Below are 17292 nucleotides of genomic sequence, written 5' to 3'. Positions count from 1 at the left end.
TATGGTCGAACGCATAATGATGGGGCTCATGCTGGGGGGGATCGCCTTTGGCTGCGTGCTTGTCCTCTATCCTTTCATGTCGGCCCTGCTCTGGGCGGCGATCCTGACCTTTTCGACATGGCCGATTTATGTCCGCCTCCGGCGCCATACGAACCCGCTGATTGCGGCCTTGGGCATGACGGTCATGTCGGCGCTGGTACTGGTCGTGCCGCTGACCCTTGTGGTCTCCAGCAGCGTCGTCGACCTGCCGCAGACGCTGCCCTATGCCATCAACAGCATCACGACCCTGATCCATCTGCCTTCCCTGCCCGCCTGGCTGCAGCATGTTCCGCATATCGGTCCGCAGCTGAATGAAACATGGGAAAAATGGCGCGTTGACGTGGGGAACATCGACCAGATGATACGTCCCTACAGCGGACGCATCGTGCAGTCGGTCCTGTCGGGCGCCATGCAGCTGGCCAGTGGCCTGGCGCATCTGGGCATGGCGCTGTTCATCGCGTTTTTCTTCTGGCTGGGGGGAGAGGCGCTTGGCGATACGTTCGTGTCCGTCATCCGGCGGATCGCCGGGATCTATGCGGACCGCATCCTGGGGATTATCGGGCGCACCATCCGGGGTACCGTTTACGGGATCATCGGGACCGCCCTTCTGCAGGGCGTGCTGACGGGGGTGGGCTTCGCCATCGCGGGGATATCGAATCCCGTGCTGTGGGGCGGGATTACCGCCTTTATCTCCGTCCTGCCCATCGGTGCGCCGCTGATCTGGATTCCGGCAGCGGTTTTCCTGTTCATCGGGCATCATCCCGGCTGGGGCGTTTTCCTTCTGCTTTACGGAACCATCATCGTGTCCGGGGCCGATCACATCATGCGCCCGATGTTCATTGCCCGTGGCGCGCAGCTTCCCTATCTTCTGACGGTGCTGGGGGTACTGGGGGGAATCTGGACCTTCGGGGGCCTGGGTATTTTCCTGGGGCCGGTGCTGATTGGTGTGGGATATACGCTGACGGCGGAATTTGCCGCGGGCGATCCGGCGACACGCATGTCGCCAGAGGTCAGGGAGCCATTTGTCGAACCATGAATCTTGCGCGTCCGTACCTGCGTCTGCCGGCGGTTGCGGTTCAGCCCGGGACAACGCCCCTGCCTGGATACCAGCCACGGTTCCGACCGGAAAACAGCATCAGGATCATCAGCTGGAACCTGCTGCGCCTGATTGGCGCGACGGTGCGCGATGTCGTGCACCTGATCCATCAGGAAAAACCCGACCTGCTGCTGATGCAGGAGGCAACGGTCGATATCGATGCTCTGCCGACCCTCATCGGCGGTCATTACGCCCGTTCCCCCCTGCCCGGCCGGATCCATGGCGTGGCCTGCTGGAGCCCCTGGCCATACAGGCGGCCACCGATGACCTGCACCCTGCCCTCTGGCACGCTGATCCGCCGTGTGGCGCAGATTATCGAATGCGGCCCCTTTACCGTCGCCAACGTTCACCTGTCCCATGGGCAGCTCCTGAACCGGCGGCAGTTGCGCCGGATGTCACAGCTTCTGCCGTATCGCGCGGCGATCCTTGGTGATTTCAATCTGGTGGGGCCAACCCTGATCCGGCATTTCCGTGATGTCGGGCCGCGCGCCCCCACCCATCGCATGGCCGACGTCCTGCCGATCCGGCTTGACCGCTGCCTGATCCGGGGCCTGACCTGCGTGGAGCAGCGCGTCATCGATAATTATGCGTCCGATCACCGCCCGATTTCCGTGCGGCTGGAGATCATCCCTCACAGATAGGGCAGCAGAAGCCGCGCGAAGGCATCGCGCAGCTTGATCGGCAGGCGACGCCGGTCCAGATCGTGATGGGTCAGGCGTTCATGGCGGTGCTTGGCGATGAAATCGTCAATCGTCGCGGCCAGTGCATCGTCATAGGCCTCCAGATTGATTTCGAAATTCAGTCTCAGGCTGCGCACATCAAGGTTGGAACTGCCCACAAAGGACCAGTGGCGGTCCACCACCATCAGTTTCGAATGGTTGAAGGGCGGTCTCGCCTGCCATACGCGGCAGCCGGAATCCAGGAAACGCGGCAGGTTCGCCGAACGCGCCCAGTCGATGATGACGTGATTGCTGTGGTGGGGGACGACGATATCGACCTCGATCCCCCGCAGCGCCGCAAGGGCGAGTTCCGTCAGGAACCTGTCGTCGGGCAGGAAATAAGGCGTCATCAGGCGGACGGAATGGCGGGCCATGGAAATGGCCTGAAGCATGGTGTACTCGATTTTTTCCAGATCGGAATCAGGCCCCGCCGTCACGATGCGCGTCAGGCTGTCGCCGTGGGACTGCTGTTCGGGAAAAAATATGTCCGCCGTCAGTTCCTCGCCGGTCGTGAAGGTCCAGTCGCGGGCAAACGCCTCGCTCAGTTGGTGGATGACCGGCCCCGCGATCCTGAAATGCGTATCCGATACGGGATGGGTGGGATGCAGGGCGGTCAGGTTCTCCTCCCCGATATTCAGCCCCCCCATGAAGCCGACCCGTCCGTCAACGACAAGGATCTTCTTGTGGTCGCGCATGTTGATGAAGGGCATGCGCCATGGCAGCATCGAATGCATGAACCGCCCGACCGGAACGCCGGCCCGTTCCAGGATACGGGCGACGCCGCAATGGAAATAGCCGCTGCCGACCCCATCGACCAGCACACGTACCTGCGCGCCGCGCTGGTGCGCCGCGATCAGGGCATTGCAGAATTTGTGGCCGATATCGTCGGAACGGAAAATGTACGAACACAGAAGGACCGTGTTTTGGGCGTTTCCAATGGCCTCCAGCATCTGGGGATAGGCGCTGTCCCCGTCATGCAGGGGGGTTACGAGATTGCCCGCCAGCAATGGCCGCTGGGTCAGCTTGCTGACCATTTCCGCCAGCGGGGCGAAACGGCCTTCCTCCGCACGCCGCCAGCGCGATGTCATGGTGCGGCTGTGCCACGGATGAAGGCCGATCATGCGTTTGGCGCGGCGCCTGACGCGGTTGATGCCGAACATCGAATACAGGATGCCGCCCGTAAAGGGCATCAGGACCGTCACCCCGATCCAGCCGATGGACGCACCGACGTCGCGCTTGGTCAGCAGGACATGGATGACCACTACTGCGATGACACAGATACGGCATGCCAGGACAAGTGGATCAATAAAAGCGGTATAGGTATAAATCATGAGCCAATGATGATTCCATGCATGCCACGGGCGATGATGATACTGCGTCAGGACCTGAAATATGAAAAACGTGACAGGAATGTCATATCAGGCGCCGGAGACCCCGATAATATCGGATGGCGGTATTGCTGATATCTTCCCGTGACAAAGGATGAAGGAATGACGGTTTCCTCCCCTGCTCCGCCATCATGGCGCAGGCGTGTCGCGGGACGGCGCGCCCATCATGCCGGGCTGGAGGCGGAACGAAAGGTCATCGCCCTGTTGCGGCAGGAGGAATGGACCATTCTGGCGCATCGCGCGCGTACGCAATGGGGGGAAATCGATATCGTCGCGACGCGCGGCGGGATGCTGGTCTTTACCGAGGTCAAGGCCCGCCGGTCCGTGATGCAGGCAGGAGACGCCATCGACCGTAGGACCATGCGGCGGCTCATGAATGCGGCGCAGGCGTTATGTATGCTCAACAGCAGCTGGAATTACGACGAAATGCGTTTTGATGTCGTCGTTGTCCTGCCCGATGGGAACGTACATCGCATCGAGGATGCATTCCGCATGGAATGAAGCATCCGTCGCGATGTGCCCGGTATCAGGTCCGGTGATGGATGCTGGCGCGCGTGTGATGGCTGGTTCTGGCGGCATGCGGGCGATATGCGACTTCATGCACCAGCGAACGACGCACAGGCGATGACGTGACATGATGGACGCGCGTGACAGCGGCATGGTGGCCCGACGAAATCGCATGGCGGTAAACGACATGGCGTACCGGCGGCGGTGGCGCGGTCAGCGCGCTGAGTGTCAGGCGATCTGCTTCCATCTCTGTCATGGCATGGCTACGTGCCTGCGCCTGCGGCGTGACGCTGTAGAAAAAACCCGCGCAAACCACCGACAATGTCGTGATTCGCAAGCACGTATGACGCATCTGACACTCCAATTCAGTCATTGCAGCGAAGCTACGCAAAACAGGGCATGCAAGGCAAGGCTCTGGACCGGCTGAAACAAAAAAAAGCGGATGGACACGTCTCCTGTGTCCATCCGCTTCCATGATTTTAAGGCTTTGAGCCGCCGTGTTCAGGCAGATGCCGGAACAATGCCCTTTTCAGCCAGAAGCTTTTCCAGTTCGCCGGACTGGTACATCTCGGTCACGATGTCGCATCCACCGATGAACTCGCCCTTTACGTACAGCTGGGGCACCGTCGGCCAGTTGGAAAAATCCTTGATGCCCTGACGCAGGGCCGGATCTTCCAGGACGTTGGCGGTCTTGAACGGCACGTTCAGATGCTTGAGGATCTGCACGACACGCGCGGAAAAACCGCACTGCGGGAAGGTCGCGTCGCCCTTCATGTACAGCATGACCGGATTGGCGTCGATCTGCGACTGGATCTGCTGCGTGATGGTTTCGGCCATAATAATGGACTCCTCGTTTGGAAAGCTGGATTTCTGCCTTAAGCTTCAGTCCGGCGTGCTGGTCTGAAGGGCCAGCGCATGCAGCTTGCCCCCCATATGTCCCTGCAACGCATCATAAACCAGTTGGTGCTGTCGAACGCGCGACAGGCCCCGGAACGCGTTGCTTACAACCTTGCAGGCATAATGGTCGCCATCACCGGCAAGGTCGTCGATGCGGATCTGTGCATCGGGCAGCGCCGTGCGAATATAGGTCTCGATTTCCTGGGCCGTCATGGCCATCGACTGTTCTCCTGCCTGTTCCTGTGGCTCAACGGTCCATAAGTCGCGGGAAGAATTCCGAATTCACCGCCACAAGACGTGCCTTTGATATTGTGGAGCCATTGGGCAATGTCAAACCATCCCCCCCACTTTGGCCCAGCCTGCGACACGGGATCGAGGCCTGCTGCGCCCGGTCCATGAAGGACTGGCCATCACGGACCGCGACAACGTAGCGGGACTGGTCCTCGCCAAACCAGAAAGCTTCGGGACGCATGCCGGCCTGCGGGGCCAGCAGGGTGCAGCCCGCCTCCCCCGCCATGACCATTTCCGCCACCGTCACCAGCAGGCCACCATCCGCGATGTCATGGCATGCCGTAATCGTGCCGTCCAGAATGGCCGCGCGCACGAAATCGCCATTGCGGCGTTCGGCCTGCAGGTCAACCACTGGCGGTTCGCCATCCTGACTGCCGTGGATTTCACGCAGCCACAGGGACTGTCCCAGTTCGCCACGTGTCTCGCCGATCAGGAACAGTTCGCACCCATCGGGCATGCCCAGCCCGACAGCTTTGGATACATCGTCGAGCACGCCGAGGCCGCCGATCGCGGGCGTGGGCAGGATGGACACGGACTCCCCGTCCGGGCCACGCGTCTCGTTGTAAAGCGAGACATTGCCGCTGACGACCGGGAAGTCGAGCGCGCGGCAGGCATCGCCCATTCCGGCGATGGCATCGACGAACTGTCCCATGACCTCAGGCTTTTCAGGGGAGCCGAAGTTGAGGTTGTCCGTCACGGCCAGCGGCCGCGCGCCCGTGGCCGTAATGTTGCGCCATGCCTCGGCCACGGCCTGCGCCCCGCCCGTCTTCGCGTTCGCGCGGCAGTAACGCGGCGTGCAGTCCGTCGTCATGGCAAGGCCGATTTTCGTATCCTCGACCTGAATGATGGCGGCATCGGCGGCGCCGGGCCGGCGGACGGTCTGGCCGCCAACGGTGCTGTCGTACTGGTTCCAGACCCATTCGCGCGAAGCAAGGTCCGGGCAGCGGATCAGCCGCAGCAGCGCCTGTTCGATTCCCACCGGATCGGAAATCGCCTCCAGCGGCACAGGCGGCAGGGCCGGCGCGGTGGGGCGGTGATAGACAGGGGCCTGATCCGCCAGCGGCGCGAGCGGGATGTCGGCCTCCGTCTCGCCCTTGTGGCGCAGGACGATGCGGCCCGTATCGGTCAGGTGGCCGATAACGGCGAAATCCAGTTCCCATTTCTCGAAAATGGCGCGGGCCTGTTCGGTGCGGTCGGGACGGATGACGATCAGCATCCGCTCCTGGCTTTCCGACAGCATCATTTCATAGGCTGTCATCCCGCGTTCGCGCTGCGGCACATTGTCGAGGTCAAGCTCGATGCCGACCCCGCCCTTGCCCGCCATTTCGACGGCGGATGAGGTCAGGCCCGCCGCACCCATGTCCTGAATGGCGACGATCGCGTCGGTGGCCATCAGTTCAAGGCATGCCTCGATCAGCAGCTTTTCAACGAACGGGTCGCCAACCTGCACCGTCGGCCGCTTCGCCAGCGCGTCCTCGTCGAATTCGGACGAGGACATGGTGGCGCCATGGATGCCGTCCCGTCCCGTCTTGGATCCCACATAAATGACCGGATTGCCCACCCCGGCCGCGGCCGAAAGGAAGATGCGGTCCTGCCGGGCCACGCCGACCGTCATCGCATTGACCAGCGGGTTGCCGTCATAGGCCGGATGGAAATTGATTTCCCCGCCCACCGTAGGCACGCCGACGCAATTGCCATAACCGCCGACGCCGCGCACCACGCCATCGACGATGCGCCGCGTCTGCGGGTTGTCGGGATTGCCAAAGCGCAGGGCGTTCAGGTTGGCGACCGGCCGCGCGCCCATGGTGAAGACATCGCGCAGGATGCCGCCCACCCCTGTCGCAGCCCCCTGATAGGGTTCGATGAAGGAGGGATGGTTATGGCTTTCCATCTTGAAGATGGCGGCAAGTCCCTGCCCGATATCGACGACGCCCGCATTTTCCCCCGGTCCGTGGATGACCCACGGCGCCTTGGTCGGCAGCGTCTTGAGATACGCGCGCGAAGATTTGTAGGAGCAGTGCTCCGACCACATGACGGAAAAGATGCCAAGTTCGGTCAGGCTGGGCGTGCGTCCCATGATGGACAGCACGTTGCCATATTCCTCGGCGGTGAGGCCGAATTCCTTTGCCAGCGCCGCGTCGACGGGCTTCTGTGCTGCTTTGCTCATCCGACCAGCGCCTCCACCAGACCTGTAAACAGGGGCTTTCCGTCCTCGCCGCCCATCAGGGGATCAACCAGGTCCTCGGGATGTGGCATCATGCCGCAGATCCGCAGGTTTTCGCTGAAGACACCGGCAATGGCCCCCATGCTTCCGTTGGGGTTGAGGGTGACGTCCGCGGCATCCAGACGTCCGTCCGGCGCGACATAGCGGAAGGCGACGCGGCCGTCCCCCTCCAGCATGCGGACCGTTTCCTGATCGGCGATGTAATTGCCGTCCCCGTGCGCCATGGGCGTGCGGAACACGTCATGGCGTTTCCAGTGACGGGTAAAGGCCGTGTCATTGCGTTCAACGCGCAGGAAACAGTCCTGCGACAGGAAACGCAGCGACGCATTGCGCAGTAGCGCGCCCGGCAGGAGCTGTGCCTCCGTCAGGATCTGAAAACCGTTGCATACGCCAAGGATATGACCCCCCGCCTGCGCGAAGCGGCGGATGGCGAGCATGATCGGCGCATGTGCCGCCATCGCGCCACAGCGAAGGTAATCGCCATAGCTGAACCCGCCGGGCAGCACGACCAGATCCAGATCCGGCAGTTCCGTTTCGCGGTGCCAGATCATGCGCGGGGCGACGCCGGTCACGCTGCGCAGCGCGATAGCCATGTCACGTTCCCGGTTGGTGCCGGGAAAAACAACGATGCCCGCCTTCATTTGTGATCGCCGCAGGGATAGGATTCATGAAGCGCGGTAAACACCGCCTCCCCCGCCGGGCGGGAAAGCTGGTCACGATGGTCCTTCATCCATCCAACCACCTTGCCCCGCATTTCCGTCAATGTCGTGGCGGGCGCGATGCAGAAAGCGGCGACGTCCTTGTCATCCTTTTCCGCGTTGCGTTCGAACAGGTGGCCAAGTGCCACCGCGTCCGCCACGCCGGAAATATAGGAATCACACAGTCCTGTGCCTGACGCACGCGTGCACATCGTCCCGAGCTGGGACGCGGGCATGCGCGAAACCCGCTGTGCCTGCGCGCCCGACAGGGGCAGCAGTCCCGCGCCCACGGCGCAGGCGGCAAGGAAAATGCCAGTTGCCGTCTTCATTCAACGACCTCCGCCGCGAAATCCTCGATCACCAGGTTGGCAAGCAGCGCGCGCGCCATTTCATTGGCCTGCACGATGGCGCGGGCCGGATCGCTTTCGGCGATTTCAAGGTCGATCACGCGGCCGATGCGTACATCGCCGACATTCTTGAAATCCAGCACATGCAGCGCATGTTCCACCGCCTTGCCCTGCGGGTCCAGCACGCCGTCCTTGAGCATGACCGTCACGCGTACTTTCATTGCATTACCTCCGGTCCCTTCATGTCGGAATTCGTGGCCTCGGGAAGGATACCCAGGCGCATGGCCACTTCCTGATAGGCTTCCTCGACCTTGCCCATGTCCTGGCGGAAACGGTCCTTGTCGAGTTTCTGGCTGGTCTTGGCATCCCACAGGCGACAGTTGTCTGGCGAAATCTCGTCCGCCAGCACGATGCGCATGTTGTCGTTTTCCCACAGGCGGCCGAATTCGAGCTTGAAATCAACCAGCGTGATGCCGATGCCGATGAACAGCCCGCACAGGAAATCGTTGATCCGCATGCTCAGCGACACGATATCCTCAAGGTCATGGGCGCAGGCCCAGCCGAACGCGGTGATATGTTCCTCGCTGACCATCGGGTCATGCAGGCTGTCGTTCTTGTAATAATACTCGACGATCGGATGCGGCAGGCGCGTGCCTTCCTTGATGCCCAGGCGCTTGCTCAGGCTGCCGGCGGCGACGTTGCGGATCACGACCTCCAGCGGGATGATCTCCACCTCGCGGATCAGCTGCTCGCGCATGTTCAGTCGGCGGATGAAATGGGTGGGGATCCCGATTTCATGCAGGCGCAGCATCAGGTGTTCGCTGATCCGGTTGTTCAGGACGCCCTTGCCGGTAATGACGCCCTTCTTGGCGCCGTTGCCGGCGGTGGCATCGTCCTTGAAATACTGGACCAGGGTGCCCGGTTCCGGCCCCTCGAAAAGGATTTTCGCTTTTCCCTCATAAAGCTGGCGGCGGCGGCCCATACTCGTCCTTCACATAAGGCTGTGGGAAGCATGCCGCAGGCATCCCTCCCTGCGGGTCCGCAACAGGACCCAGAATGATGCGCATGCCATAGCAGCGATTGCGCAGCGAAGATACCATAACGTTTCTATGTTCCTGTCGTGTCGGCATCATCACGGCGCGTGTCAAGGTCAACCGGCGCATAGCCCACCCTGTCGGGCGCGCCCGCGGCGAAGAACCATGACCGCCCCCCCGGAGCACCCGGATCGCGCGAGACGCCCAGCGCCGACGAACTGCACGTCCCGAAGCCTGAACGCGGCGGGATGTTCAGTTCGCTGCCTGCGGGAAGCGACCTGTCGGCCAGCAGCGTCGTCCAGCTGCTCCATTGCGGGGGGACCGGGCGGGTGGCGTCACGGAAACGCGGCAGGTGGCGTGCGATGCGGGGCATGGACATGTCGTCGGGGTCCGTGGTCGCGACCATGTGCACGCCCGCGCCAAGCGCGATGACCTGCGGGGCGCCGTATCCCGGCCCACGGATGAAAAAGGCGTCGGTGCCGTCGCCCACGATCATGTTGAACGACCGCCATTCCCCCGCATCCAGCGTGGCGATGCGCGCGACAGCATCGCGCGCGCTGGAATGATCCCCCACCATCAGCGGCAGTTCCCCGCGCGAACGCTTGCCCGGCGCGGGGCCAAGGCTGCCGACGCGGTTCATGATCGCCCCGATCACGCCCGCGTCGTTCATGGTCAGCCATGATCCCCCTGCCACGCAGTCGCGTCCGCCCACGACGTGCGGGTGTTCGCGCCAGTGGCGAGCCGGTGGTTCCCATGGACGGTCGAGGCGTTCGTCACGGTTGGCCGCCAGCAGCAGCGGCCATGCCTGATCCGGCTGGTGGGAGATAACGACAGTACACACGCCTTTGATCCTGTATGTCGGGGCCTGCGGTCAGGCCCGGTGGGCGGACGGCGGCGCGCATCCGGTTTCCGCGATGCCCGCCGCCGCCGCATCCATGGTCCCGTGTTCAGGCGGATTTGGGACCAGTTTCACCAAAGACGCGACGATAGGTATGATCCAGCTGCCGCAGGTGCGCCCTGCTGTCCATTGCCGCGTCGAGCACTTCGGCCGGAACACGGCCCGCGACTTCCGGATCGGCGTCCAGGTTTTCGCGGAACGTTCTGCCGTCCGGCTGTCCCAGCTTGGTCCATGTCTCCATCGCGTTGCGCTGCACGATGCGATAGGCATCTTCACGCAGGATCCCCGCGCGCGCAAGCGCCAGCAGCACCTCGCCCGAATGGACGACGCCGCCCAGGCTTTCGATATTGGCCTGCATGCGATCGGGATAGACCACAAGCTTTTCCATCATGCCCGTCAGCCGGGCGAGCGCGAAATCAAGGCCGATCGTGCCATCGGGGCAGATATTGCGCTCCACCGACGAATGGCTGATGTCGCGTTCGTGCCACAACGCCACGTTTTCCAGCGCGGGGATGACATGCGAACGCACCAGCCGGGCAAGTCCCGTCAGGTTTTCCGACAGCACGGGATTGCGCTTGTGCGGCATCGCGGAGGAGCCTTTCTGCCCCGGATGGAAGAATTCTTCCGCCTCGCGCACTTCGGAACGCTGCAAGTGGCGGACTTCGACCGCCAGGCGCTCGATCCCGCTGGCGATGACGGCAAGCGCGCAGAAATAGGCGGCATGCCGGTCGCGCGGAATGACCTGTGTGGAAACGCCCTCGGGCTGCAGGCCGAGCTTTTCCGCCACGTATTCCTCGACCCGGGGGTCGATATGGGCATAGGTGCCGACCGCGCCCGAAATCGCGCAGATGGCGATTTCCTCACGCGCGCGGAGCAGGCGTTCACGGTTGCGGGCGAATTCCGCGTAATGCCCGGCCAGCTTGAGCCCGAAGGAAGTCGGTTCGGCATGGATGGCGTGGCTGCGGCCAATGGTCAGCGTATGCTTGTGCTCGAACGCCCTGTCCTTCAGCGCCTCCAGCAGCGCGTCCAGATCCTTCAGCAGCAGGTCGGTCGCCTGCACCATCTGCACCGACAGGCATGTATCGAGCACATCGGAGGAGGTCATCCCCAGATGGACAAAGCGGCTGTCAGGCCCGACCTTTTCCGCAAGCCATGTCAGGAACGCGATGACATCGTGGCGGGTCACGGCCTCGATCTCGTCAATCCGGTCCAGGTCGGCCTGGGTGAACGCCGCCATGGCGGCATCGCCCTTTTCACGGATCGTGCGCGCGGACTGTTCAGGGATGGCGCCATATTTAGCCATGGCTTCGCAGGCCAGGGCCTCGATCTCGAACCAGATACGGTACCGGTTCTCCGGGGACCAGATGGCGGCCATCACCGGCCGGGTATAACGCGGGACCATTGAGGTGGATTTCCTTAACAAAATGGGCGGTACGGGAATGTGGGTCCTTTCCTAGCCAATTCCGCGTCGCGCGTCTTCCCTTTCGTGCATATTTCAAATCCCGATACGCGCGATTGCATGGTGTCGGCATCCCACGGCATATTATCCGACAGACCGGTTCATATTCATGTCCAGCGTGGACAGTACAACGGGATATCCCTGCCTTATGTCATTTGCCGTTTCCGCTTCGTCCCTTTATGCGCTGGGGCAGGTTGTCCTTATCGATCTTACGCTTGCGGGCGATAACGCCATTGTTGTCGGAATGGCGGTGCGTGGCCTGCCCGCCCCGCAGCGGCGTATCGCGATTCTGGCGGGTGTCCTTGGCGCGGCGCTGATACGTATCTGCCTTGCGCTGGTGGCGGTCAGGCTGCTGGCGATCATCGGCCTGACGCTGGCGGGCGGCCTTCTGCTGCTGTGGGTGTGCTGGCGCATGTATCGCGAAATGCGTGGCAATCCGGCGGAGCATGCCGACGCCGCCCCCGCGCCGGGGTCCCTGCGCAATGCGATTGTCCGCATCATCGTGGCCGACCTGTCCATGAGTCTCGATAACGTGCTGGCGGTCGCGGGCGCGGCGGGGGAACATGTGGGCGTTCTGGTGACGGGCCTTGTCGTATCGGTACTGATGATGGCCATCGCCGCATCGCTGATCGCGCGTCTTCTGGAACGTTACCGCTGGATTTCGTGGATCGGCCTGCTCGTGGTGCTTGCCGTGGCGATCGAGCTGATCGTCAAGGGAGGAGGTGAAGTGTGGACCCACATTTCCTGAAGGGTGGACGCATGACACGTCATGCCCGCAGCCCACGCGCGGGCATGTTCGCCCCGGTGGTGGGGATGCTGGGACTTCTGCTGCCCCTGACGGTTGGCGGAACGGTGGCTGGCGCGGCCGCCCCTTCCCCCCCTGTCATGACGAATGCGGGCGGCTGGCCCACCGAGCAGCAGGCCGGGACCGGCAACGCGGATGACAGTCCCGTCGCCGCCCGCCTTACGGTCTATCTGCGACTGCTGTCCCCGGCGGGGGGCACGGCCGACGAATATGCCAATTTCCTGACCGAAAGTCCCGACTGGCCCAAACGCAACGTCATGATCGCGCGTTTCGAGCGTGCCCTGTCACAGGAGGGCGATCCCGCCACCCTGTCGCGCCTGTGCGGACGCTGGCAGCTGACGACGGCGCAGGCCCTGGCGCATTGCGCCGATGCGGCTGTGCCACCGCCGCCGCGCATCGGGGAATGGGCGCGGGCCGCGTGGATCGTGGGCGCGGATCAGCCCGCTGACGCGCGGCTGCTGTCGCAACGTTTTGGTGCGTTATTTACCGCCGATGATGAGTGGCGGCGTTTTGAACGGCAGGAACGCGCGGGACATCTTGGCGCGGCGGACCAGCAGGTCGCGATGCTGGATACGCAGTACCAGGCGCTGGCCCGTGCGCGGCTGGCCCTGCGCCGCAATGACGCGAATGCCGAGACCCTGCTGGCGGGCGTTCCCGCCGGGCAGCGTAATGACGCCATGCTGGTGCTTGATCACCTGCGCTGGCTGGACCATGCGCAACGGCTGGACGAGGCCGTGGCATTATGGAAACGGACGGGATTTGCCACCGAACAGCATCAGGACGGCCCGACCGCCGCCCTGTTCTGGCATGCCCGTGACGCCCTGGCGCGGGATCTGCTGGCGCAGGGGCGAAATCGCGATGCGCTGGAAATCGCGGACGATCATTCTTCACTGCCGGAAGTCAGCACCTATGACGCGCGTTTCCTGACGGGCTGGATACTGCTGCAGCGGCTGCACCAGCCCGCCAGGGCGCTGGCGCAGTTCGAGCCGCTGACGAAAGCGACCGCGCTGATTACCCGAAGTCGCGGACTGTACTGGAGCGGCCGCGCGCAGGAGGCTCGTCACAACCGGGCGGGGGCACGTGAAAACTGGGGTGCTGCGGCCGAACTGGCCAACACTTTCTATGGCCAGATGTCGATTGCCGCCCTGCAGGGAAACGCGACCAGCGGGCTGCTTGCCCCCAGCCAGGCGGGACAGCCGGTGCGTGAATATCTGATGCGCCTGCGCACGCCCGAACCCACGGTGGAGGAATCGGTGCGTTTTGACACGTCGGACATGGCGCGCGCGGCCCAGATCCTTGTATCATGGAACGACTTTCAGCATGCGCGCGACTTTGTCATCCAGCTTGACATGCAGGCGACGCGGCCGGTGGAGCATGTGCTGGCCGCGCGCCTTGCGACGCGGCTGGCGCTGCCGGATGTCGCGGTGCTTATCGCGCGGCGTGCCGGACGCGACGGAATCGCGCTGGTGGATGATGGATGGCCCCGTCCCTACGTCCCGGCGGAACATGACCTGCCACAGGGGCTGGAACTTGCCGTGATGCGGCAGGAAAGCAGCTTCGATCCCGCGATCGTCAGCGGGGCGCATGCGGTGGGCCTGATGCAGCTGCGTCCCGCGACGGGGCAGGAACTTGCCCGCCGCACGCACCAGCCCTTTGGCAACGTGACTGCCGCCACCCTGACCAATCCGCAGGTGAACATGACGCTGGGGGCGCTCTATCTCCAGCAGCTGATGGAACGTTTCGGCGGCAGCGTGCCCTATCTGCTGGCTGCCTATAACAGCGGGCCGCATCGGGTGGATACGTGGCTGGCGTCGCTGGGCGATCCGGTGCGCGATCATCCATCGAGCGAGGCGGTGCTGGACTGGATCGAAAGCATCCCGTTCGAGGAGACGCGCAATTACGTCGAACGTGTCGAGGAAAACATGGCTGTCTATCAGGCCCGCGAGGCCCAGCGCGAGGCTGCGCGATAATGCGTTCGGTTGCACGGATGATCGCCAGTTTCGGCGGATGTGGCTTTGCCCCCCGCGCGCCGGGCACTGTCGGGTCGCTCGCGGCGCTGTTGGTGGGGATTCCCCTGCTGCAGCATGCGGCATGGATGGGGATTGCCATCGCGCTGTGCTGCGTCATCGGATACTGGGCGACCGCCACGGTTTCCGGGGGTGAAGATCACGGATGGATCGTCATTGACGAGGTGGCGGGCATGTGGCTGTCGATGTGGCCGCTGGCGCCCCTTTCCCTTTTTTCCCTGCGCTGGGCCGATATTTTCTGGCTTGTGCTTGCCTTCGCGCTTTTCAGGCTGTTCGATATCACCAAGCCGGGGCCGGTCGGGTGGTTCGACAGGCGTCACGATGCGGTGGGGATCATGGGCGACGATATCGTGGCGGGCATGGGCGCGGGCCTGATTGTCATGGCGCTGCATGCCATTGCCTGAACACGGGTTGCAACAACACGACAGGATGCAGGACATGGAACCATCATTACCGGCTGCGATATCGCGCGATACATTGCTGTTGCTGGAGGCGCTGGCCGCGCGGGGGCGTCGTATCGTCACGGCGGAAAGCTGCACCGGTGGACTGCTGGCTGCCGCCCTGACACAGCCACCTGGCGCGTCCGAATTCGTGGCCGGTGGGTTCGTGACCTATTCCAACGCGATGAAGATGCGCGTGCTGCAGGTCCCGCAGGTGCTGCTTGACCTGCGTGGGGCGGTCAGCAGCGAGGTCGCCGCCGCCATGGCGGATGGCGCCATCGCCACGGCGCCCGATGCCGATATCGCGGTGTCCATCACCGGGATCGCGGGTCCGGATGGCGGCAGTCCCGAAAAACCGGTGGGGCTGGTCTGGTTTGCCGTTGCGCTAAAGCAGCAGCGGACCCGGACGATATCAGCCCGGTTTTCCGGTGACCGCACGGCCATCCGGATGCAGGCGGTCAATTTTGCACAGAATCTGGTGCTGGAAAATTTGCCTGCCGATTAATACATCGCGACGGTATCGCTGGTTTCCGGTATCCGGATCTGCGGGGATGTCGTCCCCGTTCCTGCCGCCTGGACAGCCTGCGGCTTGCCATTGGCGGTCCGGGTGGCTTGCGCTGTCGCGGGCGGGGCTGCCAGGCTTGCGCGGGCTTTTTTCAGGCTGATGGCATTAAGATCGGCCGTTTCGGCGTCGCTGCCGGGGGCCGGCGTGGTCGTGGATGCATGATGATGCCTGTGCCCCGTGGAAGAGGCGGCCGCATGCGCCGTCCCTCCCCCAGCCAGTCCGATCAGCAGGGACAACAGGATAAAGGAATATTTCATTATAACGTTTTTCCGGGAAGTAGGCATATCCGCAGTCAGGCATTTCCCATCTTGGCGGGTATGGTCGCGGGTTTGGCGGGCGGCACGATCGTGGGTGGTCCATAGATCTCGCGTGCCCGCCGGATAAAGGCCGAAACCATGAGGCGAACGGCCTCGTTGAACACAACACCGATCGCCGCCTGCAGCAGGCGGGAACGGAACTCGAAATCGACGAAAAAATCGATCAGGCATCCGCGTTCGTCCGGCGTAAAGGTCCAGACATTGTTCAGGTAACGGAACGGCCCCTTTTCATAGGTCACGCGGATGGTCCGGGGCTGGTCCAGGGTGACGCGGCTGGTGAAGGTTTCGCGGAAGGGTCCGAAACCGATCGTCAGGTCCGCGACCAGCAGTGTCGCGGTCCGGGTCCTGACCATCGCATTGACGCACCACGGCAGGAACTGCGGGTACTTTCCGACGTCGGCCACCAGATCAAACAGCTGATCCGGGGAATAGGCGATCAACCGACGTTCGGCATGGGTGGGCATTACTTCGTCTCCCTTGCGCCGTTCTGGGTTTCCAGACGCTTCTGTCGCGCGGCCCGCAGTTCCGCAAAGTCAGAGTCCGCATGATACGACGACCGCGTCAGGGGCGAGGAACTGACCTGCAGGAATCCCTTTACGCGGGCCATCGCGGCATAGTCCGCGAACTCCTCCGGCGTGACGAAACGCGCCACCGCGGCATGCTTGACCGTAGGTTGGAGATATTGCCCCAGGGTGATGAAATCAACGTCCGCAATACGCAGGTCATCCATGACCTGAAGTATTTCCGGCTTTTCCTCCCCCAGTCCCAGCATCAGCCCGGATTTGGTGAAGATGGAGGGATCCAGCCGCTTGACATCGTCCAGAAGACGCATGGACTGGTAATAGCGCGCCCCCGGCCTGATGGAGGGATACAGCCGCGGCACGGTTTCCAAGTTGTGGTTGAACACGTCCGGCCGCGCCTGGACCACGATTTCCAGTGATCCCGGCTTGCGCAGGAAATCGGGGGTCAGGATTTCAATGGTCGTCGCCGGGGCGGCGTTGCGTATCGCGGTGATGACCCGCGCGAAATGATGCGCCCCCCCGTCGGGCAGGTCGTCGCGATCGACGGAGGTAATGACCACATGGCGCAGTCCCAGCGTGGCCACCGCCTCGGCCACGCGCTGGGGCTCGTCCGGGTCTAGGGCATTCGGCAGGCCGGTGGTGACGTTGCAGAAGGCACAGGCGCGCGTGCAGATTTCGCCCATGATCATCATTGTCGCGTGCCGCTGCGACCAGCATTCGCCAATGTTGGGGCAGGCCGCCTCCTCGCACACCGTGACCAGCTTCTGGTCGCGCATCAGCTTGCGCGTTTCATGGTACACGGGATTGGTCGGCGCGCGCACACGGATCCAGTCCGGTTTGCGCGCAATGGGATTGTCGGGCCGGTGCGCTTTTTCCGGGTGCCGCGCGGCGGGGGAACCCTCCTTGCGATGATCGATCAGGACACGTACGGACATAACGGTAAAACCCCGAAAAACAGGCAGATATTCACAAGTGGAACGCGTCGTTCCATGCGTCAAGCATTCTTGCGTGCCGGAACCC

Annotated in this window: 21 protein-coding genes; 7 read left to right on the top strand and 14 right to left on the bottom strand. The window is 63.1% G+C overall.

Annotated elements, in window-relative coordinates; translation table 11 throughout:
• The first annotated feature begins 1 nt into the window (after position 1).
• Together CFR71_RS07245 and CFR71_RS07240 are read left to right on the top strand one after the other, a co-directional pair.
• Complete coding sequence (locus CFR71_RS07245; RefSeq protein ID WP_110529321.1) at positions 2-1075, top strand: AI-2E family transporter; 1074 nt, start codon at positions 2-4, stop codon at positions 1073-1075.
• The gene (locus CFR71_RS07240; protein WP_110529318.1) at positions 1072-1776 is read left to right on the top strand and encodes an endonuclease/exonuclease/phosphatase family protein; all 705 of its coding nucleotides are present in this window, start codon (positions 1072-1074) and stop codon (positions 1774-1776) included. The genes CFR71_RS07245 and CFR71_RS07240 overlap by 4 nt, the downstream gene beginning before the upstream one ends.
• Here CFR71_RS07240 and cls read toward each other — a convergent pair.
• A complete protein-coding gene (gene cls / locus CFR71_RS07235) occupies positions 1767-3185 on the bottom strand; it encodes a cardiolipin synthase (protein WP_110529315.1) in 1419 nt (472 codons plus the stop codon). The two genes, CFR71_RS07240 and cls, sit on opposite strands and share 10 nt — an antisense overlap.
• Positions 3186-3344: 159 nt before the next feature.
• On the opposite strand from cls, the gene CFR71_RS07230 reads away from it, so the two are divergent.
• Complete coding sequence (locus tag CFR71_RS07230; RefSeq protein ID WP_110529312.1) at positions 3345-3743, top strand: YraN family protein; 399 nt, start codon at positions 3345-3347, stop codon at positions 3741-3743.
• 25 nt (positions 3744-3768) lie between these two features.
• Here CFR71_RS07230 and CFR71_RS07225 read toward each other — a convergent pair whose 3' ends face one another.
• The 10 genes from CFR71_RS07225 to purB all read right to left on the bottom strand — a co-directional run bounded on the left by CFR71_RS07225 (position 3769) and on the right by purB (position 11540).
• Complete coding sequence (locus tag CFR71_RS07225; protein ID WP_239020302.1) at positions 3769-4065, bottom strand: hypothetical protein; 297 nt, start codon at positions 4063-4065, stop codon at positions 3769-3771.
• 185 nt (positions 4066-4250) lie between these two features.
• Positions 4251-4586, bottom strand: coding sequence for a Grx4 family monothiol glutaredoxin (gene grxD, locus CFR71_RS07220; protein ID WP_110529309.1), 336 nt, complete (start codon positions 4584-4586; stop codon positions 4251-4253).
• A gap of 45 nt (positions 4587-4631) precedes the next feature.
• Positions 4632-4865, bottom strand: a complete 234-nt coding sequence (locus CFR71_RS07215; protein WP_110529306.1) for a BolA family protein — start codon at positions 4863-4865, stop codon at positions 4632-4634.
• A 28-nt stretch (positions 4866-4893) separates the two neighbouring features.
• On the bottom strand, positions 4894-7104 hold the full coding sequence (gene purL / locus CFR71_RS07210; protein ID WP_110529303.1) for a phosphoribosylformylglycinamidine synthase subunit PurL: 2211 nt from the start codon (positions 7102-7104) through the stop codon (positions 4894-4896).
• A complete protein-coding gene (gene purQ / locus CFR71_RS07205) occupies positions 7101-7802 on the bottom strand; it encodes a phosphoribosylformylglycinamidine synthase subunit PurQ (RefSeq protein WP_110529300.1) in 702 nt (233 codons plus the stop codon). The genes purL and purQ overlap by 4 nt, the downstream gene beginning before the upstream one ends.
• Positions 7799-8188 carry a Rap1a/Tai family immunity protein gene (locus tag CFR71_RS07200; protein WP_110529297.1) on the bottom strand — a complete coding sequence of 130 codons (390 nt, stop codon included), beginning with the start codon at positions 8186-8188 and terminating at the stop codon, positions 7799-7801. Before CFR71_RS07200 ends, purQ begins: the two co-directional genes overlap by 4 nt.
• Positions 8185-8427, bottom strand: a complete 243-nt coding sequence (gene purS, locus CFR71_RS07195) for a phosphoribosylformylglycinamidine synthase subunit PurS (RefSeq protein WP_110529294.1) — start codon at positions 8425-8427, stop codon at positions 8185-8187. Before purS ends, CFR71_RS07200 begins: the two co-directional genes overlap by 4 nt.
• Positions 8424-9188, bottom strand: coding sequence for a phosphoribosylaminoimidazolesuccinocarboxamide synthase (purC, locus tag CFR71_RS07190; RefSeq protein WP_110529290.1), 765 nt, complete (start codon positions 9186-9188; stop codon positions 8424-8426). Before purC ends, purS begins: the two co-directional genes overlap by 4 nt.
• A 125-nt stretch (positions 9189-9313) precedes the next feature.
• Positions 9314-10081: an NRDE family protein gene (locus CFR71_RS07185; RefSeq protein WP_110529287.1), complete on the bottom strand. Its 768-nt coding sequence runs from the start codon at positions 10079-10081 to the stop codon at positions 9314-9316.
• A gap of 106 nt (positions 10082-10187) precedes the next feature.
• Positions 10188-11540, bottom strand: coding sequence for an adenylosuccinate lyase (gene purB / locus CFR71_RS07180; protein WP_110529285.1), 1353 nt, complete (start codon positions 11538-11540; stop codon positions 10188-10190).
• A 205-nt stretch (positions 11541-11745) separates the two neighbouring features.
• Here purB and CFR71_RS07175 point away from each other — a divergent pair, with 205 nt between their 5' ends.
• Genes CFR71_RS07175 through CFR71_RS07160 form a run of 4 tightly spaced genes read left to right on the top strand, consistent with a single transcriptional unit; the run spans position 11746 to position 15374 of the window.
• Positions 11746-12345, top strand: coding sequence for a YjbE family putative metal transport protein (locus CFR71_RS07175; protein ID WP_110529281.1), 600 nt, complete (start codon positions 11746-11748; stop codon positions 12343-12345).
• 11 nt (positions 12346-12356) lie between these two features.
• Positions 12357-14372, top strand: a complete 2016-nt coding sequence (locus tag CFR71_RS07170) for a lytic transglycosylase domain-containing protein (RefSeq protein ID WP_239020298.1) — start codon at positions 12357-12359, stop codon at positions 14370-14372.
• Positions 14372-14833, top strand: a complete 462-nt coding sequence (locus CFR71_RS07165; protein ID WP_165832050.1) for a phosphatidylglycerophosphatase A family protein — start codon at positions 14372-14374, stop codon at positions 14831-14833. The genes CFR71_RS07170 and CFR71_RS07165 overlap by 1 nt, the downstream gene beginning before the upstream one ends.
• A 34-nt stretch (positions 14834-14867) precedes the next feature.
• A complete protein-coding gene (locus CFR71_RS07160; RefSeq protein ID WP_110529554.1) occupies positions 14868-15374 on the top strand; it encodes a CinA family protein in 507 nt (168 codons plus the stop codon).
• Here CFR71_RS07160 and CFR71_RS07155 read toward each other — a convergent pair.
• From CFR71_RS07155 to lipA, 3 genes are read right to left on the bottom strand one after another with little or no spacing between them, the layout of a single operon-like run.
• Positions 15371-15691 carry a hypothetical protein gene (locus tag CFR71_RS07155; RefSeq protein ID WP_110529278.1) on the bottom strand — a complete coding sequence of 107 codons (321 nt, stop codon included), beginning with the start codon at positions 15689-15691 and terminating at the stop codon, positions 15371-15373. The two genes, CFR71_RS07160 and CFR71_RS07155, sit on opposite strands and share 4 nt — an antisense overlap.
• A 35-nt stretch (positions 15692-15726) precedes the next feature.
• Positions 15727-16215 (bottom strand): type II toxin-antitoxin system RatA family toxin, encoded by a 489-nt coding sequence (locus tag CFR71_RS07150; RefSeq protein ID WP_110529275.1) that lies wholly within the window; start codon positions 16213-16215, stop codon positions 15727-15729.
• Entirely contained in the window at positions 16215-17207 is a 993-nt protein-coding gene (lipA, locus tag CFR71_RS07145) for a lipoyl synthase (RefSeq protein ID WP_110529272.1), read from the bottom strand. The genes CFR71_RS07150 and lipA overlap by 1 nt, the downstream gene beginning before the upstream one ends.
• Positions 17208-17292: the final 85 nt, after the last annotated feature.

The organism is Novacetimonas pomaceti (assembly GCF_003207955.1).
In the GTDB taxonomy this organism is placed as follows: domain Bacteria; phylum Pseudomonadota; class Alphaproteobacteria; order Acetobacterales; family Acetobacteraceae; genus Novacetimonas; species Novacetimonas pomaceti.
The sequence above is the reverse complement of the archived record's forward strand: the minus strand, read 5'-3'. Positions and strand labels throughout refer to the sequence as shown.

Coding starts and splice junctions, on each gene's coding strand:
- CFR71_RS07245 (WP_110529321.1), top strand. CDS start 2: ATGGTCGAACGCATAATGATGGGGCTCATGCTGGGGGGGATCGCCTTT.
- CFR71_RS07240 (WP_110529318.1), top strand. CDS start 1,072: ATGAATCTTGCGCGTCCGTACCTGCGTCTGCCGGCGGTTGCGGTTCAG.
- cls (WP_110529315.1), bottom strand. CDS start 3,185: ATGATTTATACCTATACCGCTTTTATTGATCCACTTGTCCTGGCATGC.
- CFR71_RS07230 (WP_110529312.1), top strand. CDS start 3,345: ATGACGGTTTCCTCCCCTGCTCCGCCATCATGGCGCAGGCGTGTCGCG.
- grxD (WP_110529309.1), bottom strand. CDS start 4,586: ATGGCCGAAACCATCACGCAGCAGATCCAGTCGCAGATCGACGCCAAT.
- CFR71_RS07215 (WP_110529306.1), bottom strand. CDS start 4,865: ATGGCCATGACGGCCCAGGAAATCGAGACCTATATTCGCACGGCGCTG.
- purL (WP_110529303.1), bottom strand. CDS start 7,104: ATGAGCAAAGCAGCACAGAAGCCCGTCGACGCGGCGCTGGCAAAGGAA.
- purQ (WP_110529300.1), bottom strand. CDS start 7,802: ATGAAGGCGGGCATCGTTGTTTTTCCCGGCACCAACCGGGAACGTGAC.
- CFR71_RS07200 (WP_110529297.1), bottom strand. CDS start 8,188: ATGAAGACGGCAACTGGCATTTTCCTTGCCGCCTGCGCCGTGGGCGCG.
- purS (WP_110529294.1), bottom strand. CDS start 8,427: ATGAAAGTACGCGTGACGGTCATGCTCAAGGACGGCGTGCTGGACCCG.
- purC (WP_110529290.1), bottom strand. CDS start 9,188: ATGGGCCGCCGCCGCCAGCTTTATGAGGGAAAAGCGAAAATCCTTTTC.
- purB (WP_110529285.1), bottom strand. CDS start 11,540: ATGGTCCCGCGTTATACCCGGCCGGTGATGGCCGCCATCTGGTCCCCG.
- CFR71_RS07175 (WP_110529281.1), top strand. CDS start 11,746: ATGTCATTTGCCGTTTCCGCTTCGTCCCTTTATGCGCTGGGGCAGGTT.
- CFR71_RS07170 (WP_239020298.1), top strand. CDS start 12,357: ATGACACGTCATGCCCGCAGCCCACGCGCGGGCATGTTCGCCCCGGTG.
- CFR71_RS07165 (WP_165832050.1), top strand. CDS start 14,372: ATGCGTTCGGTTGCACGGATGATCGCCAGTTTCGGCGGATGTGGCTTT.
- CFR71_RS07160 (WP_110529554.1), top strand. CDS start 14,868: ATGGAACCATCATTACCGGCTGCGATATCGCGCGATACATTGCTGTTG.
- CFR71_RS07155 (WP_110529278.1), bottom strand. CDS start 15,691: ATGAAATATTCCTTTATCCTGTTGTCCCTGCTGATCGGACTGGCTGGG.
- CFR71_RS07150 (WP_110529275.1), bottom strand. CDS start 16,215: ATGCCCACCCATGCCGAACGTCGGTTGATCGCCTATTCCCCGGATCAG.
- lipA (WP_110529272.1), bottom strand. CDS start 17,207: ATGTCCGTACGTGTCCTGATCGATCATCGCAAGGAGGGTTCCCCCGCC.